The sequence below is a fragment of the Rheinheimera tangshanensis genome (assembly GCF_014645135.1).
In the GTDB taxonomy this organism is placed as follows: domain Bacteria; phylum Pseudomonadota; class Gammaproteobacteria; order Enterobacterales; family Alteromonadaceae; genus Pararheinheimera; species Pararheinheimera tangshanensis.
The window spans coordinates 95836-107511 of the sequence record NZ_BMLH01000002.1 but is presented as its reverse complement, the minus strand read 5'-3'; the positions used below and the strand labels follow the sequence as shown (position 1 = coordinate 107511).

The following is an 11676-nucleotide window of genomic DNA, read 5'->3' as shown; positions in this document are numbered from 1 at the left end:
TATTTTCATAAAGCCGAAGCCTTTGATGATCATGGTATTTTTCTGTTTAAACCTGACACAAGCAGTCAAAGGAACAACGAAAAATGCACACAATCTACGCTTCTGCGCTCCTAGGCCTTGGCCTGTTACTCAGCGGATGTCAGCCGGAACCACCGGCTCAGCCACAAAGCACTACAGCTACTTTTCACTGGTTTGATTATCAGGGCCAGGACGCGATATTTGCCGACCCTGTAGCCAAAGGCAGCTACCAGAATCCGGTTGTTGCAGGCTTTTTTCCGGATCCAAGTATTACCCGCCGTGGTGATGACTATTACATGGTGACCTCGTCTTTCTCCTACACGCCGGGTTTACCTATTTTACACAGCACCGATCTGGTGAACTGGCAGCTGATAGGCCATGCACTGAGCCGTGCCTCGCAAGTGGATATGTCGGGTATGCAAGTCTCCCGTGGCATTTTTGCCCCTACTATTCGCTATCACGACGGCACGTTTTACATCATCACCACAGTCGTGGATAAAGGCGGCAACTTTATTCTGACCGCCACAGACCCGGCCGGGCCCTGGTCTGATCCCATCTGGTTGCCTGAAGTGGAAGGCATAGACCCGGATATCTTTTTTGATGACGACGGCAAAGTCTACATCAGCCATAACGGCGAGGCGCCGGGCGAGGCTTTGTATGAAGGCCACAGAGCTATTTGGCTGTGGCAATACGACCCGCTGAAAAAAGCTGTGTTGCCAGAGTCAAAACAACTGCTGGTCAATGGTGGTGTCGACTTAAGCACCAAACCGATTTGGATTGAAGCACCGCATATTTACAAGCACAACGGCTGGTATTATCTGGTCTGTGCCGAAGGTGGCACAGCCGATCAACATTCAGCCGTGGTATTCAGAACCCGCAGCCTGACACAACCTTTTGTGCCTTATGGCAACAACCCTATTCTGACGCAACGCGATTTACCAGCTGACAGAGCTAACCCTATTACCACAGCGGGTCATGCCGATTTAGTGCAGCTACCGGACGGTCAGTGGTGGGCTGTATTTCTGGCCACCCGCACTTATGACCAAACTTTTTTTAATACTGGCCGCGAAAGCTTTTTACTGCCGGTCAGCTGGCAGGACGAATGGCCCACTATTTTGCCCAAAGGCCAGGCTATTCCTTATCGCCTTACTGCGCCAACAGGCCTTGTCAGCAGTACCAAAGCTTTGAGTCAGACCGGCAATTTTCACTGGCGTGATGAATTTGATAGTTCGAGCTTAAAACTGGACTGGAACCTGCTGCGTGAGTTTGACCAAAGCTGGTTCACACTGGATGGACAAAACCTCAATATCAATGCCAAAGCTGTCGGTATGGATTCGTTAGCACAACCAGCCTTTATAGCGCGTCGCCAGCAACATACCAGCTTTGAAACCAGCACCAGCCTGGTGGTGCCCAAAGGCAAGATTTCAGCGGGTTTAGTGGCGTTTCAGAATGAGCAGTATCACTACTATCTGGGCGTAAAAACCGTGGCAGACAACACGACTGTCTTTTTAGAGCAAGCCAAAGGCGGTAAAGCTGTTGTTATCGCCAGTCAGGTTTTAGCCGCAACTGCAGAGCAACTTCAACTCAGAATTCAGGGTAAAGCCGGAGAAATCAGCTTTTTCTATGCGAACCCACAAGGCGACTGGCAGCAATTGGGTGAAGTGCAGGATGCCAAAATCTTAAGTACTCAGGTTGCAGGTGGTTTTGTCGGCACGACCTTGGGTGTGCATGCCCGACAGGAACAAGAGGCCGCGCCATGAAGATCCGTTTTGCCTTCAGCTTAGCTTTAGCTTTATTCAGCGCCGCAGTCACAGCGTTACCCGCCGATTATCTGGCGCAACAACCAACCAAAGGCGACTTTGCTTTGGTGGGAAAAAGTTCTGTGGCCCAAATTCAACTGGATGACAAAGACCATAAAGGCTTAAAACGCGCCGTACAAAGTCTGCAACAGGATATCCAAAAGGTCAGTGGTAAAAGCTTAAGCATCAGTGCCACCACACAAGCCAAACAGCTGCTGATTATCGGCAGTCTGGGCAACAACACTCTGTTAGACCAACTGATAGCAGCAGGCAAGCTGGATGTAAGCGCCATTCAGGGCCGCTGGGAAGCCTATTTAATTCAGCTGGTAGAGCAGCCGTTACCGGGTGTAGAACAAGCCTTGGTGATAGCGGGCAGCGATAAACGTGGCGCTATTTTTGGTGTTTATGACCTGGCCGAAACTATAGGGGTATCGCCCTGGCACTGGTGGGCCGATGTGCCGGTGAAAAAGCAGTCAGAGCTTTATATCAAAGCAGGCACCCGCCTGACCGATGCACCCAAAGTAAAATACCGTGGCATCTTTTTAAATGACGAGCACCCGGCTTTAACCAATTGGAGCAGCGAAAAATTTGGCGGCTACAACAGCAAGTTTTATCAGCATGTGTTTGAGCTGTTGCTGCGGCTGAAGTCGAATTTTCTTTGGCCTGCGATGTGGAATAACGCCTTTGCCGATGACGACCCACAAAACGCTATTCTGGCTGATGAAATGGGCATAGTGATGAGTAACAGTCACCACGAACCCATGATGCGCGCCGACAAAGAATGGAACAGATACGGCAAAGGACCGTGGGAATACTCTAGCAACAGAGCCAACATCTACAAATTCTGGCAAGAAGGCGCGAAGCGGCATAAAAACCTGGAAAGCATTTTTACCCTTGGTATGCGGGGTCAGGAAGACGAGCCAATGAGTGAAGGTGAAAACATCGGCTTGCTGGAGCAAATAGTTGCCGACCAACGCCAGATCTTAACGGACACCTTTGAAGACAGGCCGATCACTGAAGTGCCACAAGTCTGGGCTTTGTACAAAGAGGTACAAGGCTTTTACGAACGTGGCATGCGGGTACCGGACGATGTCACTTTGCTCTGGGCTGATGATAACTATGGCAATATCCGCCGCCTGCCAACAGCCGAAGAACGCGGCCGGGCCGGTGGTGCAGGTGTGTATTATCACTTTGATTATGTCGGCAGTCCCCGCTCGTATCGCTGGATCAATACAGTGCCCATGGCAAAAATCTGGGAGCAGATGAATTTAGCCTGGCAATTTCAGGCGGATCGCATCTGGATAGTCAATGTTGGCGATTTAAAGCCGATGGAATTTCCCATCGACTTTTTCCTGCGGATGGCCTGGAACCCACCTGCTTTTAAAGCAGATAACTTAGAGCAATTTGCCGTCAGTTGGGCCACACAACAATTCAGTGCAGAGCATGCCGCAACCGTAGCTGAACTTATTCAGGGTTACACCAGGCACAACGGCCGTCGTAAACCCGAAGCCGTGGAACCTGATACCTACAGCATTTTGCATTATCAGGAAGCGGAACTCGTCAGTGCTGAACTTGCTGCTTTAGTGAAAAAATCCGATGAGTTGTACTCTCAACTGCCGACTGAACAAAGGGATGCGTATATCCAGCTGGTATCACATCCACTGAAAGCCAGTCAGGCCGTGTATGAATTAAACCGTGCTGTGGCGATGAATAAATTACATGGCGAACAAGGCCGGGTCACTACTACCTATTGGGCAGAGCAGGTGCGTTACTGGTTTAAACAGGATGCAGAGCTGACCAACATTTATCACAACCTCGGCAATGGCCGCTGGAACCATATGATGTCGCAACCTCATATAGGTTTTACTTACTGGCGTAATCCACCGGCAAACTTAATGCCTGTGGTGTCAGTGGCAGAACCTATGGCAGTGGCCGATATGGGCGTGGCGCCTGAAGGTTCAGCCTTTTCATGGCCCATCAGCGAATACAAAGGCCAGCCCTTAGAGCTGGACCCTTTTTATCCGCATGGCCAGAAAAAGCGCAGCATTGAAGTCTTTAATAAAGGCAGTTTGCCTTTTGAGTTCAGTGCTAAAGCATCAGCCGACTGGATCCAGTTGAGCCAAACCAAAGGCCAGATTGAAGTGGCTCAGACGGTTCAGGTCAGCATTGACTGGAGCAAAGTGAAAACCGGGCTGAATGTCGGTGAAGTGCATGTGCAGGGTACGGGCTGGGGCGGCGCAAAAATTAAAGTGTCGGCTGTGAAACCTGACACAGAGCCGACTTCAGGTTTTGTTGAAGCAGACGGCTACATAGCGCTGGACGCCGCCAGTGCCAAAGTGCAGGGCAATAACGCTCAAAGCTGGTGGCAACTAATACCTGGCCATGGCCGTGGTGAAGCCTCAATGGCAGCCATGACGGAACTGGATTATCAAACCAAAGATATTAGTAACGCCCCTTATCTGGAATACCCGCTGTATTTCCATTCCACTGGCGAGTTCATTTTACATAGCGTGATAGCCCCGACTTTGGATCTGGTGCCTGGCCGTGGTTTGCGTTTTGCTGTGGCGCTAAATAATGACAAGCCCGAATTGATCGACAGTCTGGCGGATAAAAGTCCGGCGGTTTGGGATAAGGCCGTATTGGATGGCGTCAGAATCATCAAAAGCCAAATAAAGGTGCCCAAGCCGGGCGAACACAAATTACGGATTTATCTGGTCGACCCTGCCTTAGTGCTACAAAAACTGATCATTGATACAGGCGGCTTGAAGCCAAGTTATTTAGGGCCAGAGCAAAGTAAAAGAATCGTGAACACGGATAAATAACTGAAGCAAATTAGACCCCAAAGTAATACGAACGCAGGGGAAAGGAATTTAAATGAATCAGCTAGAACAACTCAGCAAAGTAACGGTGGTAGTGGCAGACAGCGGTGATATTGCTGCTATAGAGCAGCTGCAACCCACCGAAGCCACTACCAATCCATCGCTTATTTTGCAGGCCAGCCAGCAGGCGGATTATCAGCATTTATTAGTCAGTGCACTCAAAGGCAATGAACAGGATATAACCGCAGCCTGTGAGCAGGTCACAGTGAATTTTGGCTGTGAAATTTTGCGGCATATACCGGGCCGGGTATCGACTGAAATTGACGCCCGCTTGTCTTTTGATACCGAAGCCAGTGTGGCCAAAGCGTTGAGTATTATTGAGCGTTACCGCGCAGCAGGAGTGGACTCAAACAGAGTACTAATTAAACTGGCTGCCACCTGGCAAGGCATTCAGGCCGCAGCCCGACTGGAAAAATTAGGTATTCATTGCAATCTGACGTTGATTTTTAGTCTGGCTCAAGCCAAAGCCTGTGCTGACGCTGGTGTAACTTTAATCTCGCCTTTTGTTGGCCGTATTCTTGACTGGTACAAACAAAACCAGCCAGAGCAGGATTTTTCCGGAGATAAAGACCCTGGCGTTATATCAGTTAAAACTATTTATAACCATTATAAGAACCATGGTATCCCTACTGTCGTCATGGGCGCCAGTTTCCGTAATGTCGATCAAATTCGCCAGTTGGCAGGCTGTGATCTGCTGACCATAGCCCCAAACTTGTTACTGCAATTAAAAGACTCGACCGAGCCTTTGCCTGCGGCTTTACAGCCGCAGAGCACTCAAAGCCCTGCCACAGCCAAAGCCCTGAGTCAGGCCGAATTTTTATGGCAACTGAATGAAGACGCTATGGCTACAGAGAAACTGGCCGAGGGTATTCGTAAATTTGCCGTGGATCAGCGCAAGCTGGAACAACTGTTACATCACTTAGCTCAAAGCCGTTAGGACCTCTTATGCAAACTTCTAAGCATACTGATCACCAAACCCGCGCCAACGCCATCCGCGCTTTAACTATGGATGCAGTACAAAAAGCCAATTCAGGCCACCCGGGTGCGCCTATGGGTATGGCGGATATTGCCGAAGTACTCTGGCTGCAATTTTTAAAACATAACCCGGCGAATCCGTCCTTTAGCAACAGAGACCGTTTTGTGCTGAGTAATGGCCATGGCTCTATGTTGTTGTATTCATTGCTGCATTTAACAGGTTATGAATTATCTATTGAGGACTTGAAGTCCTTTCGTCAGCTACACTCGAAAACCCCGGGCCACCCTGAATTGGGTTACACCCCAGGTGTCGAAACCACGACGGGTCCTTTAGGTGCAGGTATCGCCAATGCGGTGGGGATGGCCATCGCCGAAAAAACGCTGGCGGCGCAATTTAACCGGCCTGATTACCCGGTTGTGGATCATTTTACCTACTGCTTTTTAGGTGATGGCTGCCTGATGGAAGGCGTATCACACGAAGCTTGCTCTTTGGCTGGTACTTTAGGCCTTGGCAAACTGATTGCCTTTTGGGATGACAATGGCATTTCTATTGATGGTCATGTTGAAGGCTGGTTTACTGACGATACGCCAGCGCGTTTTCATGCGTATGGCTGGCATGTCATTCAGGTAGATGGCCATACCCCTGCGCAAATTGCTGATGCCATCAGACAAGCTCAGGCAGAAACGGCCAGGCCTACGTTGATTTGCTGCAAAACCGTTATCGGCTTTGGCAGCCCGAATAAATCCGGCTCACATGACTGCCACGGCTCTCCACTGGGCGACAATGAAATCGCCAAAGCACGCGAATTTCTGCAATGGTCTTATCCACCTTTTGAAATTCCGGCCGAAGTTTATGCCGCCTGGGACTGCAAACCCAAAGGCGCCGCTATTGAACAACAATGGACAGAGCTATTTGCCGCTTATAAAAACCAATACCCTGAACTGGCCGCAGAATACCAACGCCGGGTGATAGACAGAGTGTTACCCGCTAATTTTGAAGCGGCCACTCAAAGTTTTATTGAGAATTGCCAAAACCAACAACAGGATATCGCCAGTCGCAAAGCCTCTCAGCTTTGTATCGCGCACTTTGCGGCACTGTTGCCCGAAGTTTTAGGTGGCTCAGCCGATTTGGCAGGTTCTAACCTGACCTTATGGTCTGGCAGCAAAGGCCTGACGAAAGACGATAGTTCCGGTAATTATATTTATTACGGCGTACGCGAATTTGGTATGGCGTCCATAATGAACGGCATCACAGCCCACAGTGGTTTCCGCTGTTATGGCGCCACTTTCCTGATGTTTATGGAATACGCCCGTAATGCAGTGCGGATGTCCGCTTTAATGAAACTGCCGACTATTTATGTCTTTACCCATGACTCTATTGGACAGGGTGAAGACGGCCCAACTCACCAACCGATAGAACAGCTGACCAACTTACGCACTACGCCCAATCTGGTGACCTGGCGGCCTGCTGATTTAACTGAAACCGCAGTAGCCTGGAAATCGGCTTTAACCAGCACAAGTTCGCCTTCAGCTTTAGTCTTTAGCCGACAAAATCTGCGTCAATTCCAGCGCAACCCAGAGCAAATCAGCCTGATCAGCAAAGGCGGTTATATTTTAAAAGACTGCGGCGGCGCGCCAGATATAGTGCTGATAGCCACTGGCTCTGAACTGCAACTGGCCTGTGATACTGCCGAACAGCTGAGCGCAGCAGGTAAAAAAGTCAATGTGGTGTCTATGCCAAGCACTACTTTGTTTGACCAGCAATCTGAGTTTTACCGGGATTCGGTGCTACCTGATCAGGCGAAACTTGTTGCGATAGAAGCAGCTCACCCGGATTTCTGGTACAAATACGTCGGTAAAAAAGGCCTGATTATTGGTATCAACAGTTTTGGTGAATCAGCACCTGGCCCTGCCTTGCTGGAATATTTTGGCTTTAACGCAGAGGTCATAGCAGCTAAGATTCTGGCCTGACTTCATAAATCTGAAAACAAAGACTTCAGCCTTATCAACACAGCAAGGTTGAAGTCTGACTCCCTGAACAAGGATTTTGTTATGCGTCTGGCTTTTCCTGTGTTTTGTTTTGCCTTTGTTGCCACTTGCGGCGCAGCAGAGCCACCCGCTTTGCTGAAAGTGAATCAAAGTGGCTATCAGAGCCAGGGCCAAAAACTGGCCGTGATCCCAGGGAAAAACCAACACACTTTTCAGTTAGTCGCTTTACCATCAGGCAAGATGGTCTTTAAAGGCCGAAGTTCAGAGGCTCAGCTTTGGGCACCTGCAGGCGAAACCGTCAGTATTGCTGATTTTAGTCAGGTACAAACTAATGGCCGTTATCGCTTGGAAGTTGCAGGCTATGCCCCGGTTGAACTGCAGATTGCCGCCCAACCTTATGCCCAATTGCATGATGCAGCTATTAAAGCTTATTACTTCAACAGAGCTTCACAGCAGCTGGAACCGGCTTATGCAGGTGTATGGGCCAGGCCTGCCGGACATCCGGATAATCAGATAAAAATACATGCCTCAGCCGCTTCAGCCAGCCGCCCTACAGGCACTGTAGTTCAGTCGCCCAAAGGCTGGTATGACGCCGGTGATTACAATAAATACGTGGTGAATTCAGGCATCACCACCTACACCTTGTTAGATGCCTGGACTGATTTCAAAGACTTTTACCGCGAGCGACAATGGACTATTCCTGAGTCCGGCAACAATATGCCCGACTTGCTGGATGAAGTGCTATGGAATCTGGACTGGCTCAGCACTATGCAGGACCCAGCCGACGGTGGGGTTTATCATAAACTGACTAATCTGAATTTTGATGGCACTGTTATGCCACACCAGGCAGTAGCAGAACGTTATCTGGTGCAAAAAACCACAGCAGCCAGTTTAAACTTTGCCGCTGTCATGGCTAAAGCCAGCAGAGTACTCAGCGAATTTGAAGCGCAGCAGCCTGGTAAGGCGGCTCTGTTCAGACAACAGGCCATTCAGGCATGGCAATGGGCCAGTAAGAATCAGGCTATTTATTATCAACAACCAAAAGATGTCAGCACAGGCCCTTACGGCGATCAACATCTGGCCGATGAATTCTCCTGGGCTGCAGCAGAGCTTTATTTACTGACAGGGGAACAGCCTTACCTGCAGCAGTTTTTTCAATTAGCTCAGCCAGCACAAACCGCCTCATGGGCTTCGGTCGCCGCTTTGGGTTATTTCTCTTTGGCAAAACAAGCAAACCAGCTGACACCAGAGCAACGCCAGTTGGTATTCAGCGCTATCGCCAAAGTAGCCGATCAGTTTGTCGCCCAACATCAGGCTTCAGCTTATAAAGTGGCAATGGTCGCGGAAGATTTTGTCTGGGGCAGTAATGCGGTGGCGATGAATAAAGCCATTCTGCTATACAAAGCCAATCAAATTACGCCAAAAGCCGCTTATCTGCAGGCGATGCAAGGCCTGGTCGATTATGTGCTGGGCCGTAATCCGCTCGATTTGTCTTATGTCACAGGTTTTGGCATAAAAAGCCCACAACATATCCATCATCGCCCTTCTGAAGCGGACGGAATTCAGGCTCCTGTACCAGGTTGGTTAGCTGGTGGTGCACAACCAGGGCAGCAGGATAAATGCCAGTACAGTAGCAAGTTACCCGCTAAATCTTATGCTGATGATTACTGCAGCTATGCCAGCAACGAAATAGCTATCAACTGGAATGCGCCGCTAGTCTATATGCTGGCTGCTTTTTCTCAGCCCATTCCAAAACCTTGATACAACAAAGCAGCCTGAACATTCAGGCTGCTTTAGACTCTTCTGTTTAATTAGCCGTAACCGGACTTTGTTGGCTGCCTTGCTGACGGCCACGCCTGAACCACAACACCATCACAAGCCCAAGCAAGGCGGTACCAGCACCAGCCAAAGGCACATAACTTAAGCCTAAACCTGCTTTGATAATGGCAGCACCCAGCACAGCGCCCAAAGCATTCCCCAGATTAAAAGCTCCGATGTTCATAGCTGCAGCTAAATTAGGCGCTGCTTTGGCTTCCTGTACCACCAAAGATTGCAGTGGCGGCACCAAGGCAAAACTGGCGATGCCCCATAAAAAGATTAAAGGCGCAACTATCATCGGCGATGACACTGTGACGGAGAGCAGCGCTAATAACAGAGTGACAGCCACCAAAGAGGCGATCAGAGTTAAATCCAGCGAGCGGTCGGCAAAACGGCCGCCCAGATAATTGCCTAGCGCCAAACCTGTACCGTACAACACCAGCATGGAGGTAACAAAAGCCGTCGAGGCATGAGTCTCATCCTGCAATATAGGCACTATGTAGGTAAAGACAGTAAACATTGAGCTTGAGCTGACTACGGTTAACAGTAAGGCCGCTAACACAGAGCCTTTGCTCAGTACTCTGAGCTCATTACGCACATTGGCTTTGCTTTCATTCGCCAGTGGCGGTAATGACAAACGCAGCGCCAGCATAGTCACTACCCCTATCACAGCCATAGCAAAAAAGGCAGGACGCCAGCCAATCACTTCACCAATGTAAGTAGCCAAAGGTACCCCGCCAATAGTGGCGATGGTCAAACCAGAGAACATAGCAGCTACAGCGCCAGCTCGCTTTTCTGGCGGCACAATACTCATAGCAACCACTGAGCCCACACCAAAAAAAGCGCCGTGATTAAATGAGGTGACAATACGGCCAAATAACAACAGGTTATAGCTATCCGCCATAGCAGAGATCAGATTACCCAGAGTAAAAATGCCCATAGACAACAGCAGCAGGTTGCGACGGCTCATATTGGCAAAAACTAAAGTCATTAAAGGTGCGCCAATCAGCACACCAAAGGCATAGGCGCTGATTAACATACCAGCAGTTGGAATAGAAACTGCCAGGTCATTGGCAATCACAGGTAACATCCCCATAGGGGAAAACTCGGTGACACCTATACCAAAAGCCCCCAAAGCAAGGGCCAGTAAAGGAATATTGATTTTCATGCAAAGTCTCGCTAATTTGTGACGCGAAGGAATATAAATAATCACAACACTGAGAAAAAGTAGCGCAGGATACATTCAGTTTTGCCGTGGAGTCACAAATGAGCGCTGAAAAGACAGGAAAGACAGACCGAACAGCAGAAATGGAGACCTTTTTGTCCGTTGCCTGCACCGGCAGTTTAAGTGCGGCAGCCCGTGAACTCGATCTGACGCCATCCGCCGTCAGCCGTATTATGACCCGTCTGGAAAAACGTCTGGGAGTCAGGCTGATAGTGCGCAGCACCCGCAAATTGCGTTTAACCAGTGAAGGCGAGTCTTATGCGCTGGCCGCCCGGCGAATTTTAAAAGATTTAGCAGATACAGAAAGCAGCATTGCCAGCAGGGGCAGTCCAAGTGGCAGTATTAAAGTGACGACGGCAACGGCCCATAGCCGCCTGACTATAGTGCCGCTGCTGAAAGAGTTTTTGCAGCGCTACCCGGATATTCGTATTGAAATCGATGTATCAGACCAAATCCGCGATGTTCAGGCAGGCCATGTCGATGTGGCAATTCGTTTTGGCCAGTTGCCAGATAGCGGCCTGCATGCCCGTCGTTTGGGTGAAACGGGCCGTGTTGTGCTTGCTTCCCCCGACTATCTGGCCAAAGCCGGAGCCCCACAAACACCAGCTGATTTAGCCCATCACAATTGTCTGGATTTCAGTTTCAGGCGCTTAGAGCCTGGCTGGCCTTTTCGTGAAAATAATCAGGACTATATGCTCGCCGTCAGCGGCAATGTGATAGCGAACAATGGAGAGACCCTGGTCGAACTGGCGCTGCAGGGCATAGGTATTACCCGTGTTGGTTGTTTTCATGTACAGCAGGCACTGGCCACAGGCCAACTGGTGGCTTTACTTGAAGACTACAATCCGCAAGACCGCGAAGCCATTCATGCGGTTTTTATTGGGGGTCACACTATGCCTGCCAGAGTCAGAGTCTTTGTTGATTATCTGGTGGAGAAAATGACGGGCAAGGCAAAAACTGCAGATTAAAATCA

At 49.6% G+C, this 11676-nt stretch carries 7 protein-coding genes; 6 read left to right on the top strand and 1 reads right to left on the bottom strand.

What is annotated here, in order from left to right; genetic code table 11:
* Window positions 1-83: 83 nt before the first annotated feature.
* From IEW88_RS05055 to IEW88_RS05035, 5 genes are all read left to right on the top strand, one after another.
* Window positions 84-1778, top strand: coding sequence for a glycoside hydrolase family 43 protein (locus tag IEW88_RS05055; protein ID WP_147903312.1), 1695 nt, complete (start codon window positions 84-86; stop codon window positions 1776-1778).
* A complete protein-coding gene (locus IEW88_RS05050) occupies window positions 1775-4639 on the top strand; it encodes a glycosyl hydrolase 115 family protein (RefSeq protein WP_147903311.1) in 2865 nt (954 codons plus the stop codon). Before IEW88_RS05055 ends, IEW88_RS05050 begins: the two co-directional genes overlap by 4 nt.
* 52 nt (window positions 4640-4691) lie before the next feature.
* Window positions 4692-5633 (top strand): transaldolase, encoded by a 942-nt coding sequence (tal, locus tag IEW88_RS05045; RefSeq protein ID WP_147903310.1) that lies wholly within the window; start codon window positions 4692-4694, stop codon window positions 5631-5633.
* An 8-nt stretch (window positions 5634-5641) separates the two neighbouring features.
* Entirely contained in the window at window positions 5642-7642 is a 2001-nt protein-coding gene (gene tkt / locus IEW88_RS05040) for a transketolase (RefSeq protein ID WP_147903309.1), read from the top strand.
* Window positions 7643-7723: 81 nt separating this feature from the next.
* Window positions 7724-9421 (top strand): glycoside hydrolase family 9 protein, encoded by a 1698-nt coding sequence (locus IEW88_RS05035; protein ID WP_147903308.1) that lies wholly within the window; start codon window positions 7724-7726, stop codon window positions 9419-9421.
* A gap of 46 nt (window positions 9422-9467) precedes the next feature.
* Here the strand turns inward: IEW88_RS05035 and IEW88_RS05030 are convergent, their stop codons facing one another.
* A complete protein-coding gene (locus tag IEW88_RS05030) occupies window positions 9468-10646 on the bottom strand; it encodes an MFS transporter (RefSeq protein WP_147903307.1) in 1179 nt (392 codons plus the stop codon).
* Between the two features lie 98 nt (window positions 10647-10744).
* On the opposite strand from IEW88_RS05030, the gene IEW88_RS05025 reads away from it, so the two are divergent.
* Complete coding sequence (locus IEW88_RS05025; RefSeq protein ID WP_221411364.1) at window positions 10745-11671, top strand: LysR family transcriptional regulator; 927 nt, start codon at window positions 10745-10747, stop codon at window positions 11669-11671.
* Window positions 11672-11676 lie beyond the last annotated feature (5 nt).

Coding starts and splice junctions, on each gene's coding strand:
- IEW88_RS05035 (WP_147903308.1), top strand. CDS start 7,724: ATGCGTCTGGCTTTTCCTGTGTTTTGTTTTGCCTTTGTTGCCACTTGC.
- IEW88_RS05030 (WP_147903307.1), bottom strand. CDS start 10,646: ATGAAAATCAATATTCCTTTACTGGCCCTTGCTTTGGGGGCTTTTGGT.
- tal (WP_147903310.1), top strand. CDS start 4,692: ATGAATCAGCTAGAACAACTCAGCAAAGTAACGGTGGTAGTGGCAGAC.
- IEW88_RS05055 (WP_147903312.1), top strand. CDS start 84: ATGCACACAATCTACGCTTCTGCGCTCCTAGGCCTTGGCCTGTTACTC.
- IEW88_RS05050 (WP_147903311.1), top strand. CDS start 1,775: ATGAAGATCCGTTTTGCCTTCAGCTTAGCTTTAGCTTTATTCAGCGCC.
- IEW88_RS05025 (WP_221411364.1), top strand. CDS start 10,745: ATGAGCGCTGAAAAGACAGGAAAGACAGACCGAACAGCAGAAATGGAG.
- tkt (WP_147903309.1), top strand. CDS start 5,642: ATGCAAACTTCTAAGCATACTGATCACCAAACCCGCGCCAACGCCATC.